At 75.4% G+C, this 17,042-nt stretch carries 14 protein-coding genes; 10 read left to right on the forward strand and 4 right to left on the reverse strand.

What is annotated here, in order from left to right; genetic code table 11:
• The first annotated feature begins 127 nt into the window (after positions 1–127).
• The gene (locus ACFWJ4_RS37045; RefSeq protein ID WP_359913507.1) at positions 128–361 is read left to right on the forward strand and encodes a helix-turn-helix transcriptional regulator; all 234 of its coding nucleotides are present in this window, start codon (positions 128–130) and stop codon (positions 359–361) included.
• A gap of 16 nt (positions 362–377) precedes the next feature.
• On the opposite strand, the gene ACFWJ4_RS37050 is transcribed toward ACFWJ4_RS37045, so the two are convergent.
• Complete coding sequence (locus ACFWJ4_RS37050) at positions 378–3,596, reverse strand: putative bifunctional diguanylate cyclase/phosphodiesterase (RefSeq protein ID WP_380552564.1); 3,219 nt, start codon at positions 3,594–3,596, stop codon at positions 378–380.
• 233 nt (positions 3,597–3,829) lie between these two features.
• Here ACFWJ4_RS37050 and ACFWJ4_RS37055 point away from each other — a divergent pair, with 233 nt between their 5' ends.
• From ACFWJ4_RS37055 to ACFWJ4_RS37075, 5 genes are all read left to right on the forward strand, one after another.
• Entirely contained in the window at positions 3,830–7,213 is a 3,384-nt protein-coding gene (locus tag ACFWJ4_RS37055) for an amino acid adenylation domain-containing protein (RefSeq protein ID WP_380552567.1), read from the forward strand.
• A complete protein-coding gene (locus tag ACFWJ4_RS37060; RefSeq protein ID WP_380552569.1) occupies positions 7,210–8,118 on the forward strand; it encodes a leucyl/phenylalanyl-tRNA--protein transferase in 909 nt (302 codons plus the stop codon). Before ACFWJ4_RS37055 ends, ACFWJ4_RS37060 begins: the two co-directional genes overlap by 4 nt.
• A gap of 79 nt (positions 8,119–8,197) precedes the next feature.
• A complete protein-coding gene (locus ACFWJ4_RS37065; protein WP_380552572.1) occupies positions 8,198–9,757 on the forward strand; it encodes a hypothetical protein in 1,560 nt (519 codons plus the stop codon).
• 89 nt (positions 9,758–9,846) lie between these two features.
• A complete protein-coding gene (locus ACFWJ4_RS37070) occupies positions 9,847–10,401 on the forward strand; it encodes a hypothetical protein (RefSeq protein ID WP_380552575.1) in 555 nt (184 codons plus the stop codon).
• Positions 10,398–10,925, forward strand: coding sequence for a hypothetical protein (locus tag ACFWJ4_RS37075; RefSeq protein ID WP_380552578.1), 528 nt, complete (start codon positions 10,398–10,400; stop codon positions 10,923–10,925). Before ACFWJ4_RS37070 ends, ACFWJ4_RS37075 begins: the two co-directional genes overlap by 4 nt.
• 85 nt (positions 10,926–11,010) lie before the next feature.
• Here the strand turns inward: ACFWJ4_RS37075 and ACFWJ4_RS37080 are convergent, their stop codons facing one another.
• Complete coding sequence (locus ACFWJ4_RS37080; protein WP_380552581.1) at positions 11,011–11,997, reverse strand: DUF2510 domain-containing protein; 987 nt, start codon at positions 11,995–11,997, stop codon at positions 11,011–11,013.
• Positions 11,994–13,304 (reverse strand): MFS transporter, encoded by a 1,311-nt coding sequence (locus ACFWJ4_RS37085; protein ID WP_380552583.1) that lies wholly within the window; start codon positions 13,302–13,304, stop codon positions 11,994–11,996. The genes ACFWJ4_RS37080 and ACFWJ4_RS37085 overlap by 4 nt, the downstream gene beginning before the upstream one ends.
• Positions 13,305–13,330: 26 nt before the next feature.
• Between ACFWJ4_RS37085 and ACFWJ4_RS37090 the strand changes: the two genes are divergently transcribed.
• The gene (locus ACFWJ4_RS37090) at positions 13,331–13,870 is read left to right on the forward strand and encodes a CGNR zinc finger domain-containing protein (protein ID WP_359913482.1); all 540 of its coding nucleotides are present in this window, start codon (positions 13,331–13,333) and stop codon (positions 13,868–13,870) included.
• Positions 13,871–14,019: 149 nt separating this feature from the next.
• A complete protein-coding gene (locus ACFWJ4_RS37095) occupies positions 14,020–14,787 on the forward strand; it encodes an HAD hydrolase family protein (RefSeq protein ID WP_380552586.1) in 768 nt (255 codons plus the stop codon).
• Between the two features lie 25 nt (positions 14,788–14,812).
• Here ACFWJ4_RS37095 and ACFWJ4_RS37100 read toward each other — a convergent pair whose 3' ends face one another.
• Entirely contained in the window at positions 14,813–15,634 is an 822-nt protein-coding gene (locus ACFWJ4_RS37100) for an alpha/beta hydrolase (protein WP_380552589.1), read from the reverse strand.
• A gap of 332 nt (positions 15,635–15,966) precedes the next feature.
• Here ACFWJ4_RS37100 and ACFWJ4_RS37105 point away from each other — a divergent pair, with 332 nt between their 5' ends.
• Both ACFWJ4_RS37105 and ACFWJ4_RS37110 read left to right on the forward strand, forming a co-directional pair.
• Positions 15,967–16,416: a nuclear transport factor 2 family protein gene (locus tag ACFWJ4_RS37105; RefSeq protein WP_380552592.1), complete on the forward strand. Its 450-nt coding sequence runs from the start codon at positions 15,967–15,969 to the stop codon at positions 16,414–16,416.
• A gap of 242 nt (positions 16,417–16,658) precedes the next feature.
• A complete protein-coding gene (locus tag ACFWJ4_RS37110) occupies positions 16,659–16,940 on the forward strand; it encodes a hypothetical protein (RefSeq protein ID WP_380552595.1) in 282 nt (93 codons plus the stop codon).
• Positions 16,941–17,042 lie beyond the last annotated feature (102 nt).

Raw genomic sequence — 17,042 nt, forward strand, 5'->3', positions numbered from 1 at the left:
TGTTATTTTTTTATAAGACACTGGGGCACCCCAAGCGGAGGAAACGCACCCTTCCCCCCCGCTGGGGGTCCCCGTCCGCTGATCGCGTGCCAGACTGTGCGCCCCGCAGGCCGATGAGGAGAATTCGGTGGATCTGGCGCGCCCCCTGATCGAGGACTTCCCCGCCCATCCGGACGGCGACCCCGCCGAGGCCCTGGCCCGCGCCGTCCGTGCCCGCCGCGGCGACCTCGGCCTCACCCTCGGCGACCTCGCCGCCCGGGCGGGCCTCCCGGAGGCCGACGTCCGGGCCGTCGAGGCGGGGCACGCGAGGCCCACGCTGGCGCTGCTCACGGTGCTGTCGCACGCGCTGCGGAAGGAGTAGCGGGGCGGGCCGGCGCTCAGGCGGGTTCGTAGGAGGTCCGCCGGACCAGGGCGCGGGCCTGCGGGGAGTCCATGGGGTGGGCGAAGAGGTACCCCTGGCCGAGCGGGCAGCCCATGGCGGCGAGCAGGTCGCGCTGGTCGGCGTGCTCGATGCCCTCGGCGATGACCTGGACGCCGAGGGTGTCGGCGATCCGGGTGATGCCCTCGACCAGGGCGTACTGCTGGGGCGAGTGGCCGAGGCCGTCGATGAAGGACTTGTCGATCTTGAGCAGGGAGATCGGGAACTCGCGCAGGTAGGAGAGCGAGGAGTAGCCGGTGCCGAAGTCGTCGATGGCGATGCCGACGCCGAGGTCGGACAGGGTGGCCATGTCGGCGTGGATGCGGTCGTCGCGGCGCATCAGCACGGACTCGGTCAGCTCCAGGACCAGGGTGTGCGGGTCGATGCCGGTGGTGGCCAGGGCCCGGCGGACCACGTCCACGAACCCGGCGTCGCGGAACTGCCGGGCCGAGACATTGACGTTGACCCGCAGCGGCGGCCGGCCGGCGGCGGAGCGGACCGCCGAACTCGCGGCGTGCCAGGCCGCGACCTCCTGGGCGGCGCGCTCCAGCACCCAGGCGCCGAGCGGGACGATCTGGCCGCTCTCCTCGGCCAGGGCGATGAACTCGTCGGGCAGCACCATGCCGCGCCGGTCGTGCGGCCAGCGGACCAGCGCCTCGAAGGCGACCAGGTCACCCGAGCGCAGGTCGACGATCGGCTGGTAGTACAGCTGGAAGGCCGATTCCGCGATCGCCGAGTCGAGGTGCTCGTTCAGCTCGTGCCGCTCCACCATCCCGGTCTGCAGGGCCGACCGGTAGTGGCGCCACTGACGGCGGCCGGCCGCCTTCGCGGAGTAGAGCGCGAGGTCGGCGTGGGTGAGCAGCTCGGTCGCGTCCACGCTGTCCTCGGTGGTCGCCACGCCGATGCTGGCCGTCACCCGTACCGCGCCCGACTTGAGCTTGAACGGCTCGGCGAACACCGCCAGCACCCCGGACGCGATGGTGTCCACGTCGGCCGGCCGCCGCGCGTCCTCCACCAGCACCGCGAACTCGTCGCCGCCGAGGCGGGCGGCGGTGTCCGAGGCGCGCAGCGCGGTGGAGATCCGCAGCGAGACCGCGACCAGCAGCTCGTCGCCGATCGCGTGGCCCTGGGTGTCGTTGACCACCTTGAAGTCGTCCAGGTCGATGAACAGCACCCCCGTGACGGCTCCGCTGCGCTCGCCCCGGGAGAGGGCGTGGCCGACCCGGTCCAGGAACAGCACCCGGTTGGCCAGGCCGGTCAGCGAGTCGTGGAAGGCGCGGTGGGTCAGCTCGCGCTCCATCTGCCGCTGCTCGGTCACATCGCGCAGGGTGAGCACCAGGGCGCCCACGGTCGGGTCCGCGCGCAGGTCGTTGAAGCGGACCTCGGCCTCGATCGGGGTGCGGTCCTGGCGCAGCAGCCGCCAGTGCTCGCGCGGCTGCTCCGCCCGGGGCTGGTCGGCCGGCCCGCGCATCCGGGCCAGCGCCTTGCCGACCTCCCGGCTGTCCTCGGGCGGGACCAGGTCGGTCAGCAGGGTGCCGGCCAGGTTCGGGTGACCGAGCACCGTCTCGGCGGACGGGGAGGCGTAGCGCACGCCGTCGTCGGCGTCGAGGATCAGGATGACGTCGCTGGCGTTCTGCACCAGGGTGCGGAAGTACAGCTCGCTGTTGCGGCGGGCGACCTCCCGGCTCAGCACCAACCGTTCGACCGCGAGGGCCGCCTGTGCGGCGAGGATCTCCAGCGAGCTCCAGAGGCTGGTCAGCTCCTGCTCGGTGCCGGTGACGATGAGCGCGCCGATCAGCGGATCGCCGGAGGGGCGCTCGGCGAGGGTGAGCGGGCAGACCAGGGCGTACGGCAGGCGGGTGCGCCGGTCGCCGGCGGGCCTGGCGGCGGCGGACCGCGCGGGGCCGGGCTTGGACGTGCCGGGTTTGGACGTGCCGGGCGGGGCGGCGTCCAGGCCCAGGGCAGCCACGGGCAGCAGCAGCGTCTCCCGGGCGGCGGCGAGTTCCAGCACCTGCTCGGACGGTGCGGCGTCCTGCGGCGCCTGCCGGGCGGAGCCGCTCCCGGCGTGCCGCACGTGCAGCACGCCCTCCTCGGTCACCGCGAGCAGGGCGACGTGTCCGGCCTCGGCCGGCATCAGCGTCGACGCGGCGGACTGGACGGCGTCCGCGACCTCCTCCACCGTGACGGCGGCGGTCAGCCGGGCGCCCGCCTCGCGCAGCGTCCGCTCGCGGGCGACGGCCTGCCGGCGGTCGGAGACGACCACCGCCAGCCGGGCCAGCACCAGCAGGTAGAGCAGCGCGGAGAACGCGCCGATCACGCCCGCGTTGCCGGTGTTGCCGGCCAGCGCCTCGATGATCAGGATCGCCGGGGCGATCAGCGAGGCGAGGGTGAGCAGCACCAGCCGGGCGGTGCTCAGGTCCGGCTGCTGGGTGGGCACCGGCCGGGTCAGCTCGACCATCGACGGGTGCAGTGCCGCCGCGCCCCAGGCGGTGTAGAAGGCGGCCCAGCCGAGTTCGACGGGCGTGCCGATGTGCCAGGTGCCGTGCAGCTGGATCAGCCCGTACAGCACGTCGGAGACCAGGAGGCCGAGCGAGCCGACGGCGAGCAGCTGCAGCGAGCGGGAGTTGCCCCCGCGCGGGGTCAGCAGGCGCAGCAGCAGGGCGAGCACGACCACGTCGCCGAGCGGGTAGGCGATCGAGACGGCCTTCTGGATCCAGTCGAGGTCCGGGTTCCGGGCGTACGGGAGGATCAGGTAGATCCAGGCGAGCAGGGCCAGTCCGATGGTGGGGATGAGGGCGTCGAGCAGCCCGGCGCGGTCCTGACGGGCCGTGCGCCAGCGGATGAAGCCCAGCACGCCGACCGCGTACAGCACGTACTCGGCGAGGTAGAAGCCGTCCGCGACGGACGGGAACGGGTTGGGCAGGTGCAGGATGTCCAGTTGGACGGCCTGGATCACCTCGCCCACGGTGAAGCTGAGGTTGGCGAGTGCCAGCACGTACCAGAAGCGCGCGTGCGCGGGCCGGTAGAGACGGACGCCGACCACGATCGCGGCGACGCCGCCGAGGCCGATGCCCGTCCACCAGATGATCCGCTGGCTCGGATTCGCGTAGTAGATGCCGGTGAACAGCACCATCCAGAGCAGGTAACAGACCATCAGGCGTTGGCACCGGCGAGTCAACGAGGCTACCTCCTCCGCGACACCACCCCGCCGGTCGGGCGGGGGAGTTCGGGCGAGGACTGGGCGGGCGAGGCGTACGGGCCGGCCCGGGGCTGGGACGGGGTGGGCGCTTTCGCGCAGCACCGAGGCGTCCGGTGGGGGTGCGACCGGACGGCCTCGATGGGGCAGGAGTGCGTATAGTCGGAAATGTCGCACTCCCCAGCATTCTGCCGCCACAGCACGAGGTCAAGCCGGTGGACGACGCAGTAGACAGCGCACAGGGCGTACGTACGGATGTGAGCTCCGACCGTCACGCCGTGGTCCGCAACGACAACGGTCAGTATGCGATCTGGCCAGGGGACTTGACCGTCCCGGCCGGCTGGCGGCAGGTCCACGGACCGGCCCGGCGGGCCGACTGCCGGGAGCGGGTGGAGCGCGAGTGGCGCCCCGCCGAACTGGGCTTCCCCGACGGCGCCCCCGTACGGCGCGCGGCGGCCGGATTCGCCGACACGGTGCACGGACTGTTCCGCGCGCGGGCGGCGCACGACCCGGAGGCGGTCGCCGTCATCGCCGCCGACGCCACGCTGAGCTACCGCGAACTCGACCTGCGCAGCGACCGGTTGGCCGCCGTACTCCGGGCCCGCGGGGCCGGCCCCGAGCAGGTCGTGCCGGTCTGCCTGGAACGCGGGGCCGGGCTGGTGACCGCCTGGCTGGCCGTGCTCAAGGCCGGCGGGGCCTTCCTGCCACTGGACCCGGCCCACCCGCGGCGACGGCTGGCCGGGCTCGTCGAGGACTGCGGGGCCCGGGTGGTGGTCGCGGACGGCGACGGCTTCCCGGGGACCTCCCGGGTACCCGTGCTCGGACCGGGGAGCGGCGGCTCCGGCGAGTTCCTGGGAGACGACGGCGCCGTCCCCGACGACCTCGCCTACCTGATCTACACCTCCGGCACGACCGGCCGCCCCAAAGGCGTGCCCGTCACCCACCGTGCGCTGCTGTTCACCCTCGACCGGATCGTCCACGCCTACCGGCTGCGCCCGGGCGAACGCGTCCTGCAACTGGCCGCGCTCGGCTCCGACACCGCGCTGGAGCAGGTGTTCGGCGCCCTGCTCGCGGGCGCGACCGTCGTGCTGGGCGGCGGCGGGGACGCGGGCGGCACCTGGGCGCCCACCGAACTGGCCGGCCGGCTGCCCGGGCTGGGCCTGGCCGTCGCCGACCTCACCCCCGCCTACTGGCACCACCTGCTCGACCTGCTCCCGCCCGGCGGGCCCGGCCCCCGGGAACTGCGGCTGGTCGTGGTCGGCGGGGACGTCGTGCACGCCGACGACTGCCGCCACTGCCTGGAACGGCTGCCCGGCGCCCGGCTGCTCAACGCGTACGGGGTCACCGAGGCGGCCGTCACCTCGACGCTCTGCGAGGTCACGGCCGACCTCCTCGGCGGGGGCGCCACCGGCCCGGGCCCGACGGGACCGGGCGGCTCCGCCGCGCCCGTACCGATCGGCCGGCCACTGCCCGGAGTGCGGGTGCACGTGCTCGACGCCCGGCTGCGCCCCGTCCGGCCCGGGGAGAAGGGGCAGATCCACCTCGGCGGGCCCGGCCTCGCCCGCGGCTACTGGCGGCAGGCCGGGCTCACCGCCGAGTCCTTCCTGCCCGACCCGTACGCGCCGCTGCCCGGCGAGCGGATGTACCGCACCGGCGACGCCGGACGGTGGCGGGCCGACGGGCAGCTGGAGATCCTCGGGCGCTTCGACGACCAGCTGAAGGTGCGCGGGCACCGGGTGGACCCGGCCGAGATCGAGGCCGTCCTGGCCGCCCACCCGGACGTCCGGCAGGCCCGGATCGCGGCCGACGGGGAGGCGGCGGACGGCAGCCGCACGCTCACGGCGTACTACACGCTCGCCCCCGGGGCGGCCGGCGGGGCGCGGGGGATCCGGGCGTTCCTGGCCGAGCGGCTGCCGGAGTACCTGGTGCCGGCCGATTTCGTGCCGCTGGCGGCGATGCCGCTGACGGCGGCGGGGAAGATCGACCGGCGGCGGCTGCCGCACGCGCCGGTGCGCCCGGTCGGTTCGGGTGGTCCGGCCGGCCCGGCTGCTCCGGCCGTTCCGGCCGTTCCGGCCGTTCCGGCTGGAGCGGGTGCCTCCGGTGCGTCCGATGCGTTCGGTGCGGACGCGGTCGAGGCAGCCGTCGGGCAGCTGTGGGCGGAGCTGCTCGGCGTCGAACACGTCGGCCCGGACGGCGACTTCTTCGCGCTCGGCGGCACCTCGCTGCTCGCGATGGAGATGCTGGCGCGGGCCCGGATCATGTTCGGCATCGACGTCGGGCAGGTGCGGGCGCTCACCCGGGCACTGCTGCGCGAACCCGTCCTGCACGCCTTCGCGGGGGCCCTGCGGGCGGCGCGCACGGAGGGCCCCGCGGGCGCCGAACGGGACGCCGGCGTCGACTGGTTCGCGGAGGCCCGGCTCACCGACGACCTCCGGCAGTCCTGGAGCCCGGCGCCCTCCCGGGCCGAGCCCGCCGAGATCCTGCTCACCGGCGCCACCGGCTTCTGCGGCGCCCACCTGCTGCACGCGCTGCTCGCCACCACCCGGGCTCGCATCCACTGCCTGGTCCGCGCGCCCGACGAGGAACACGCGCTGGAACGGCTGCGGGCGGCGCAGCAGCGCTTCCTGCGGCACGACCTCGCCGACCGGCGGGTGGTGCCGCTGGTCGGCGACCTCACCCGGCCCGCACTCGGGCTGACGGACCACCGGTTCGACTGGCTGGCCGGGCACCTCGACGCGATCCACCACCTCGGCGGGCAGGTCAACTTCCTCTACCCGTACCACCAGCTGCGCCGCCCCAACGTCGGCGGCACCCGGGAGGTCGTCCGGCTCGCCGGGCACAGCCGGGGCATCCCCGTGCACTACCTCTCCACCCTCGCCGTCCTGGCCGGCTTCGGCGCGGCCGGCGTCCCGAAGGTCACCGAACGGACCCCGCTCGCCCACCCGGAGCTGCTCGGCGTCGGCTATGTCGAGAGCAAGTGGGTCGCCGAACAGCTGCTGCACAACGCGGCCGCCGCCGGCCTGCCGGTCACCGTGCTGCGCACCAACGACGTCACCGGGGACCTCGCGGACGGGGCGATGAACACCGGCACCGAACTGTGCGCGCTGATCGCCTACCTGGCCGACAGCGGTACCTGCCCGGACGTGCAGCTGCTGCTCGACTTCGTCCCCGCCGACCGCTTCTCCCGGGCCGTCGCCCACATCGCCGCCCACGCACCGGCCGCCGGCGAGGTCTACCACCTCACCTCCCCGCAGCCCGGCGTCCTCGCCGACCTCGCCGAGCGGCTGCGGGCGCGCGGCCACCGGATCGCCCCACTGCCGTACGGGGACTGGGTGCGGCGGCTGGTCCGGTTCGCCGCCGGGAACCCGACGCACCCGATCGCACCGTTCGTCCCGCTGTTCGTGGACCGCGCGCCGGGGACGGAACTGTCGATCAGCGAGATGTACTTCCGGCCGACGTTCCCGCTGTTCGAGCGGGTCAACGCGGACGCGGCGCTGGCCGGGAGCGGGATCGAACTGCCTCCGGTGGAGGCCGGGTTGATCGACCACTACCTGGCGGGGCTGGAGCGGGAGGGCTTCCTGCGGGCGGCGTCGCCGTGAGCCGTTCCGAGGGGAGCCGTTCCGAGGGGAGCCGTGCCGAGGGGAGCCGTGCCGAGGGGAGCCTTTCCGGCGCGAGCCTCTTCGACGCGCTGGGCGGGCGACTCGGCTCCGGCGACGGCCCGGTGGCCTTCGGCGGGTCGCTCGGGCCCGGAGAACTGCTGGCGGCGTACCGGCGCGGGCTGTTCCCGCTGCCGGCGGCGGACGTGTACGCGAGCGCGTACAGCGAGGCGCTGTACGGGGACGCCGTCGAGGCGGGCGAGGTGGCGCTGCTGCCGGGCGGGGCGGACCCGTACGCGCTGGCCTGGTGGTCGCCCGACCCGCGGCCGGTGATCGTGCCCGACGGCGTCCGGCTCGGGAGGCGGCTGGAGCGGCGGCTGCGCAACCGGTCCTCGTGGTGGACGAGCGCGGACCGGGCCTTCGGGCAGGTGCTGGCCGCGTGCGCCGAGGGGCGTCAACCGGTCTGGCTCACAGAGGAGTTGGCGGCGGCGCTGATGAAGCTGCACGGGCTGGGGGTGGCGCACAGCGGCGAGGTGTGGGAGGGGGAGGAGCTGATCGGCGGCGTGTTCGGGGTGGTGGTCGGCCCGGTGCTGAGCCTGGACTCGATGTTCCACCGCCGTCCGGACGCCGCCCGGGTCGCCGTCGCCGACCTCGGGGCGAGGTTCGGCGCGGCGGGCGGGCGGCTGCTCGACGCGCAGTGGGACGGGCCGCACGTGCGGAGCCTCGGGGCGGAACCGATGGCGCGCTCGCGGTACCTCGCCGAGCTCTCGGGCGAGGGCGACCGCGAGGACGCGGACAGGGGCGCGGGCGGGGTCGGTGCGCTGGACGGGTCTCCGCTGCCGGCGGCGCGGCTGGGGCGGGGCCCGGTTCGCCCGGCTGATCCGTCCACTCTGACGGACCTCGGATGACCTGCGGTTAAACCTGATCGGTCCGGATTTTTTGGCCTGTCTTCGACAAACTTATTCCTCGTCAGTAACATGACGCCGCGTGTTCAAGAGCTCCATAGGCAGGGCCGCCGGCCCCGCCGTCCTCACCCTCGTCCTCGCCGGGGCCGCCGCGTGCGGGCCGACCAGCCCCGGTACCTCCCAGGCCGGTGCCGCACCGGCCGCCGCCACCGTCGCCGACCCGGCCGCGACCGCCGCCGGGGGCAGCCCGGCCGCCGCCCCGCCCGCCGGCAGCACCCCGCGCGCCAAGGCGGGCAGCCCCGCCGCCGGCCGTCCGACCCCGAGCAGAACCACCGTCACCGCCGCACCCGCCGGGGACCACCAGGCCGCGATCGGCAGCCCGGGCAAGGACGGTGGCGCCGTCACGGCGGCGGCGAAGAACCTCCAGCTGACGGCCTACGACCCGGCGGGCGGCACGGCCGTGCTGTCGGCGACGGGGCCGGGCGCCCCGGCATCGGCCCCGGCCGCCCCGGCCACGGCTTCGCCCACTGCTTCGCCCACAGCCTCGGCCACGACCTCGCCGGGCGCCGTCCCGCCTGCCGCAGTCGCGGCCGCGGCCGTCCAACCCGGGCAGCTGATCGCCAGCCCGCCCACCGCCGCCGCCCCGCAGGGCGCGCTGGTCGCCGTCACCGGCGTCCGGCCCGGCACGGGCAACACCATCGCCCTGACCACCCGTCCGGCCACCCTGGCCGAACTCCTGGGCGGCACCGAGGCCGACGGCAACGTCCCCGTCGACCCGCACGGCATCACCGTGACCCCGCTGGTCAAGGACCTCAAGGCGACCGCCGGCCTGACCGGGAACGGCGTCCAGGCCGACGCCTCCGGCACCCTGGAGGTGAACCTCAAGGCCCCCGTCCCGCTGCCCGACGGCGCGAGCCTCGACGCGTCCGGCTCGCTCCAGCTCCACCCCGCCGTCCACTTCGCCTACCACGGCGCGGCGGCCGGCAGCCCGCGCACCGCCTCGATCGGCTTCGACCTCGGCGCCCACGCCCAGTGGAAGGTCACCGGCGACGCCGCCCGCAGCACCGGCGCGGCCCCCGTCCGGGTGCCCTTCGCCAAGCTGCAGGCCAGCCCGGTGCTGACGGTCGCCGGCCTGCCGGTGGTCGTCAACCTCGGCCTCACCTGCTACCTGGAGGTCAGCGCCGACGGCCAGGTCCACCTGGAGGCGGAACAGGACGCCACCGGCACCTGGGCGGTGCGCGCCGACTACACCGGCGGCAAGGGCTGGACCCCGGCCACCAGCGCCGAGACCAAGGTCACCCCGGTGCACGTGCGGCTCAACGGCAAGGCGGGCGTCCGGGCCGCGCTCGGCGCCGAGATCAGCCTCGGCCTGTACGACACCGTCGGCGTGGAGACCACCGTCGCCCCCTACCTGCGCGCCCAGGCCGAGGGCTCGCTGGTCGCCGACTCCTCCGGCAACCCGCCGCAGGCGCAGGGCAGTTGGTCGCTGGTCGGCGGCGTCGACCTGAACGGCTCGCTGCTCGCCCACCTGAAGGTCTTCGGCACCCCGATCATCGAGGGCAAGCTGCCCCTGCCGCCGTTCCACCGGGAGTGGCCGCTGCTCGCGGGCTCGGCGACGCTGCCCGCCCCGCAGCACAGCTGACCCCTCGCCACCTTCCGGGCCCCTCGGCGGAGTTCTCCGACCGGGGGGCCCTCGTCATGGGTAGGCTCGGATCGGAGGAAGGGGGCGGTGTGGGGAACGGACGTCCGGTGCTCGGCGGCGCGGCCGTCCTGGTCTGGTCCGGGACGCTGGCCCTGTACGCCGCCACCGGGATCGGCTGGTGGGCGGCCGTTCCGGCGCTGGCCGCGGCGGTGCTGGCCGCGCTGGCGCTGCCGACGCCGCCACGACCGGGCGCACGGGCGGACGGGCCCGGGAGGCGCGTTCGGAGCCCGCTGCCGACCGGGCCCGCACCCATGGGCCTGGGGTTCCCCGTCCCCGAGGGCCTGCCGCCGGGTCTTTCGGAGGGCCTCTCGGAGGCGGGGCCGGTGGGCAGCGGGACGGTCTACCGGTCCGGTGTCTCCGGCAGCGTCCTCGCCTGGGCGGACGGCGGCGCGGCGGTCACCGGGAGCGGCATCGGGGCCGGGCACCGGCCCCTGCTGGAGTACACCGACGACCCGCTGACCCCGGTGGCCGCCGAGACCGTCACCGAGGGCCTGGAACGCCTCTTCCTCCGGCTCGGCCCGCCGCCCGGCGCCGCCCGCAGCCCCGACCGCAGCGCCCCCACGCCCCGAGGTGACGACCGGTGACCACCCCCGAGGAGAGCCGCACCCGCCGCCCGACGGCCCTGGAGATCGCCACCCAGTGGTCCCGGCTTCCGCCCGAGCACCTGCGGGTGGCCCTGGAGCACCTCGAACTGGAACTCCGGCGCGAACACGCCCGGGAGAGTGCCCGGGAACGCCACCAGGCGTCGCTGGAACGCGAGCGGACGGCGTCGGCCTCGGCGCTCGAAGCGGCCCGGATGCGGGAGGAGCACGTGACCGAGCGCGCCCGGATCGCGGCTCAGGACCGCAGGGACCAGCGCGCCCACCAGCTCTACGTCGGCGGACTGGCGGCCGGATTCGTGCTCGCCGCCGGAATGCTCGCCGGCTCGGTGATCGTCGGCCTGGACGGCCGCCAGTGGCTGGCCGGCCTGCTCGCCGGGCCCGGCCTGATCGCCCTCCCGGGGGTCTTCGTCCTGCGCCGCAGCGACCGGCCCACCGCACGCCCGCGCCCGCGCCCGCTCCCGCCGCCGACCTTCCCGGAACGGCTCCCGGACGACCGGGCGGCGTAGCCGCGCGGCCCCGCGCCCGGAGGCGGGGCGGCTGCGGCCGTGGCTGCGAGGGCGACGGCGGTCGCGACACCGCCGGAACGGGACGTCAGGTGCCGCTGGTGGGGGTGTCGTCCTTCTTGACGCCCAGGAGGATCTGGTCCAGCACCGAGACGTCCGGGGCGGCCGGGTCGTCGTCCACGCCGCCGTCGAAGACCACGTAGCCCCCGCCCTTCGCGGGGAGGGCGGCCAGCAGGACGTAGCCCTGGGTGCCGTCGGCGTTGGTGATGTGCCAGCGGGTCGCGTAGCCGGCCACGCCGGCGACGGCGAGGCTGCCCGAGCCGTAGTCGGTCTGCGAGGTCATCCCGCTGAAGATCTGCTTGGCGACGGTCGGCATGGCGGCGTCTGCGGCGGCCTTCGCACTGTCGCCCTGGATGGTGTTCTTCTCCACCGAGAACCGGCCGCGGATGCAGGCCTTGCCGTTCGCGCAGGTGTAGCGGCCGCTGCCGAGGTAGACCGACCACTGCGGGGTGTCGGTCGTCGTCACCTCCCAGCCCTCGAACACCGGGAGGGTGATCGAGTGCTGCTGGTCCGCGACGGTGCTCCTGAGGACCGGGGCGGGCTTGGGCGTGGCCGGCTTCGGGGTGGGGCCGGGGCTCGTGGTCGGGCCGGCGCTGCGGCTGACGGAAACGGTGGGATCGGTGGTCGGGTCCGCCGTCGGGTCGCCGCCGTGGCTGAGCGCGACTCCGGCGACGCTGCCGCCGACCGCCAGGACGCCGACCGCGACGGCGATGATCACACCGGGCTTGGCCCGCCTGGGGGCGGGGAGCGGGGCCGCGGCCATCGGCGGGTAGCCGGGGCCGGGTTGGCCGTAGCCCGCGGCCGGGTACGTCTGCGGGCCGGGGTAGGCCTGCTGGCCGGGGTGGCCCGGGTACGCCTGCTGTGCCGGGGGCGCCTCCTGGCCCGGGTAGCCGTAGCCGCCCTGGGCCGGCCGGACGTCGCTGGTCCAGGTGTTGCCGTCCCACCAGCGCTCGTGGCCGGGGGCGCCGTCCGGACCGGGGACCGGGTACCACCCGGGAGGCGTCTCGTTGCTCACGGCCGTACCGTACCCGCCGGTGTGCGGCCCGTGGCGGCGGGGGTGCCGTGCCGGCCGCCACCGCCGCGGGCGGTCAGCACGAGGGTCGCGGCCGTGGCCGCGGCGAGGGCGGCCCAGGCGGCGGTGAAGCCGTGGGTGGTGTCGCGGAGCAGCCCGAGGGCGGGCGGGACCAGGACGACGGCCAGTTGGTTGACCGCCATGACCAGTCCGAGGGCGAAGCCCGTCCGGCCCGGTGGGGCCGACTCCGCCAGGTGGGCCACCCAGGGGCCGTACCAGCCGATGCCGAAGAAGCCCAGCCAGGTGAACAGGAGGGCGGCCACCACGGGGGAGTGACCCGCCGGCGTCGTCAGGACCGTCAATCCGGCCACCACCGCGCCCAGGCAGACCAGGACGGGCCGGTACCGCCCGGCACGGCTGCGGTCGCTCCAGGCCGCCAGCGCGATCCGGCCGGCCGCCCCCGCCACCTGGACCGCCACCAGGACGGCGGCGCTCGGACCGGGGCCGAGGGCCGTCACGTCGTGGAGGTACAGCGCGCCGAGCACGCCGATGCCGCTGTGCACCGAGACCAGGCTCAGGCCGGAGAACAGGATCCTCGTCATGGCCGGCTCGCGGAGCATCCGCAGCCGGGAGCCGACGGAGGCCGTCGGCGCGGCGGTGCCGGGAGCGGGGCGCACGGCCGTGGCGGCCGGCGGCCGCCGGTAGAGGGCGGTGAAGAGCCCGGCGCCCACGAGAGCGATCAGCCCGCCGATCACCAGCGCCGCCCGCCACCCGTGCACCACGGCCACCAGCGGCAGGACGGCGGCGGCGAGTGCGCCGCCCAGCGGCAGCCCCGCCTGGCGGACGCCCATGGCCAGTCCCCGCTGCGCCGGGGCGAACCAGACGGCCACCGACTTGCTGCCGCCGGGCTGCACGGTGCTGTACCCGGCGCCGACGACCAGCAGGACGGCGAGCAGGGAGGCGTACCCCTGCGCCAGGCCGCCGAGGAGCAGGGCCGCGGCGACCACGGCGGAACCGATGCCGACGACCCAGCGCTCGTTGTGCCGGTCCAGGAGCGCACCGGCCACCAGCAGGCCGACCAGCGGCACCAGTTGGGAGGCGGACAGGAGCAGGCCGAGCCGGGTCGTGCTGAGGTCCAGCGACTGCTGCAGGGGGACGGCCATCGCCCCGATGCCCTGGACGAAGAAGCCGGAGGCGGCCTGGGTGACGGTGGCGACGCCGAGGACCACCCAGCGGTACCGGAGCGGGCGGGCGGCTTCCCCGGCATCCCTCGGCCCGAAGCGCTTTTCGGTGTCGGTGTGCTGACTCATGCTCAGCAGCCTGGTGTCATGGTCTTATGCATCTCAACCCTTACGGTGAAGGCGCCGTGCACCTCGCCGCGGAACTGGCCAACCGGCGCCCCGGAACCGCCGGGGAACTGGTGGACCGCTGCCGCGCGGCCGGGCTGGTGGTCGACGGACCGGTCCTGCCGGCGGACCTGGCGCGCATCCTGGCCCTGCTGGACAGCTGGGAGTCGGTGGTCGACGCGGCCGACGAGCGCGAACGGGCCGAACGGCTCAACCGGATGCTGGCCGCCGACGCCGCCCACCCCCGGCTGACCGACCACGCCGATGGCTGGCACCTCCACTACCGCGACGACCACCAGCCGTTCGCCGCCGTGCTGTCCACCCTGATCGCCGTCGGCACCGCCTTCCACCTGGTGGGCCGCGGCATGCACCGGCTCGGCCGGTGCGCCGTCGCCGAGTGCACCACCCTCTTCGCCGACACCACGCGGACCGGCCGCCGGCGCTACTGCTCCCAGCTCTGCGCCAACCGCGACGCCGTCCGCCGCCACCGCCGCGCGGCGCGACCGGCGACCGGCCCGGCCCGCGCGTGACCGTCCCGCCCGGACGACGGGGACGTGTCGGCGGGGACGTGTCGGAGGGCTGCGGCCGGAGTGGGACGTCGGGCCCGCCGACTTCCCGCTCCGGCCGTACCCGAAGGGCCACGGGATCGTGCACCGCACCGCCTGGATACGATCGCACGATGATCACCACCAGCGCCCGCACCACGGTCTTCGACATCGACGGCACCCTCTGCTTCGACGGGCGGACGATCGACCGCCGGATCCTCGCCGCGCTGGCGGACTGCGAGCGGGCCGGGCACCAGCTGGTCTTCGCCTCCGCCCGGCCGGTCCGCGACCTCCTGCCCGTCCTCGACGGGGCCTTTCCCGCCGCCACGCTGATCGGCGGCAACGGCAGCCTGGTCTCCGTCGACGGCCGGGTGCGGGCGCGGGCCGCATTCGAGGCCGGTGACCTCGACCGGCTGCTGACCGAGGTCGAGCGGTTCCGGGCGGGCTACCTCGCCGACGGCCCGTGGGACTACGCCTACACCGGACCGGCCGACCACCCGATCCGCGGCCGGGTCGACCAGGGCGGCCTCGCCCGCAGGGTGGAGCTCGCCGAACTCCCCGCCGTGGTCAAGTTCCTGGTGGTCGACGCGGCCGACCCGGCGGCCCTCGCGGAGGCCGGCCGCGCGCTCGGGATGACCGTCAACCACCACCTCGACGAAGCGATCATCGACTTCGCCCCGGGCACCACGAACAAGTGGGAGGCGCTGACCTCGCTGGGGATCGACGCGTACAACGCCTTCGGCAACGACATCAACGACCTCGACCTGCTGCGCAACGCCCGGCACTCCGTCCGGGTCGGCGCCCACCCGGGCCTGGACGGCGTCGCCCGCGTCACCGTCGCCGCCGAACCGGAGGCCGTCGCCGCCGAGATCTCCCGGCTGGCTGAGGCGCCCGGCCGGTAGCCGCCGGGCGCCGCGACCGTTCGCGTCAGGCCGACGCGGCGGCCGGCCCGGACACCGGCACAGGGGCCGCCCCCTGTGCCGGCCCGGACGCCGGCCCGGACGCCGGCCCGGACGTCGGGCGGCCGAGGTGGCGGGCGAGGAAGCGGACCGCGCTGTCGGCCTCGAAGCGGGGCAGGTCCTTGTGCCGGCCGGTGTTCGCGTGCAGCGTCTTCTCCGTCGAGGCGAACGCGTCGAACAACGCCAGGCCGGCCTCGCGCGGGATGTGCTCGTCGTCCCACTGGAGGTCGAACTCGATCGGGACGGTGATCCGCCGCGCCTTCTCGGCCAGGGCGTCCGGCCAGTGCAGCCCGAACACCGCGGCCGTGATCCGGGGTTCGACCGCCACCAGCGGCACGCCGATCGCGGTGGCCATGTTGAGGCCGAAGTAGCCGACCGGCCCGTCGGCGCCGATCTCCGGAAGCTGCTGGAGCGCGTCCAGCGCCGCCCGCCACTCGGGCACGGCGAGCTCCGCCAGGTGCGCGTTGTAGCGCACCACGATCGGCCCCTCCGGCTCGCCCGCCGCCCGGGCGCGGTACAGCTCGGCGATCTCCGCCTCGTCGTGCGCGCTGCGCGGCCGGTCGCCGTGCCCGGGGGCGTCGAGGACGGCGACGTGGAAGCCGCAGCCGGCCACCAGGAGCCGCGCCCGGCCCGACATGGACGGGTGCTTCCGGTGAGTGCCGCCGCCGTGGCCCATGAGGACCAGGGGCGCACGACGGGTGTCGGAGGCGGAGGACGCGCCGGAGCCGGCGCGGACGGGGGACCAGAGCACACCGGGGACGCCGCCCACGGTGAAGTCGCGCTCGATCATGCCGTTCGCCGAGGACTCGGCGGTGAACCGAAGAGACCGAGGAGACTGAAGAGACAGGGAAGAGTGCATCGGTGTTGCCTTTCGGGAATGCCTGCTCGAAGCGGCGCTCCCGGCGACACCTGGGTCAGTCGCCAGCCGTGATCTCCAGGGGGAGCACCCATATCGGTACTGCGTTCACGGGGCTCACCTCCTCGGGCGGTTTCACGGGCGACTGGAAGCTAACATCCCGGCAGCCGTCCCCGCCAGCGGATTTCCGACGCCCGGTCAAAAGCGTGGGAGAGTCGGGGAGAGGGGCGGAAGGACCGACTGCCGCCGGGCCCGTGGGGGAGAGCATGTCCGCGTCCGTCGATCCGGTACCGAGCCACCGCGCGATCGAGAACCTGATCGCGCGCTACGCCGAACTCGTGGACGACGGCGACTTCGCGGGGCTCGGCGCCCTGCTCGCCGACGCCGTCTTCGTCGGCAGCGGCGCGCCGGTCCGCGGGGCCGCGGCGATCGAGGCGATGTTCCGGGAGACGATCGCCGTGTACGCCGACGGGACGCCGCGGACCCAGCACGTCACCGGCAACCTGGCCGTCGAGGTCGACGAGCGGGCGGGGACGGCGGTCGCGCGCTCGTACGTCACGGTGCTGCAGGCGCTGCCCGAACTGCCGCTGCAGGCCATCGCCGCCGGCCGGTACCACGACCGCTTCGCGCGCGGGGAGGACGGGCGGTGGCGGTTCGCGGAGCGGCGGGTGCGGATCACCCTGGTCGGCGATGTGAGCCGCCACCTGCGGCGCTAGGGTGCGCCGACCGGGACGGGGACGGCCGGGACGAGGGGAAGCGGGGGCGGCGATGCGGGAGCGGTTGGCAGGTGCGGCGCGGGCCGCGCTGGGCGGGCGGCAATATCCCTGGTAGGAGCCCGTACGCCCGCGTCGGTTCGGGGGATTGCGGCGGGGGCTCCGGCGTGGACGGGGCGGCGGGGGAATCCATGCCCCGGAAGGGCGCCGCGACCGGTTGTGCGCCCTCGGAAGGGAGAACAGTCATGCGTCGTCGGATTGCCGCGGTCGGGATGCTGGCCGCCGCCGGAGTGCTCGCGTCCGCCGTGCCCGCACAGGCGGCGACGGGGGTGCTGGTGGTGAACGGTGTGGCGCACCGGAACCCGGCCCGGGGGTGCTACCCGACCCTGTCGCCCGTACTCGTCCAGAACCTCACGGACGCGAGGGTCGACGTGTACTCCGCGGCGAACTGTCAGGGGTCGCTGACGCGGGAGATCGCCGCCGGGATGTCCGCGGCGACGGTCGGGTTCAGCTACTTCGTCAATTGACGCCGGAGCAGGACCGGAGCGTGGGGGGGGGGGGCGGGGGGCGCGCCCGCGCCCCCGCCCGAGCCGGCCGTCTGGGGTCCTGCCGCGCCCCCCCGCGGGGCA

The sequence above is a fragment of the Kitasatospora sp. NPDC127067 genome (assembly GCF_042724755.1).
GTDB classification, from domain to species: domain Bacteria; phylum Actinomycetota; class Actinomycetes; order Streptomycetales; family Streptomycetaceae; genus Kitasatospora; species Kitasatospora lactacystinica.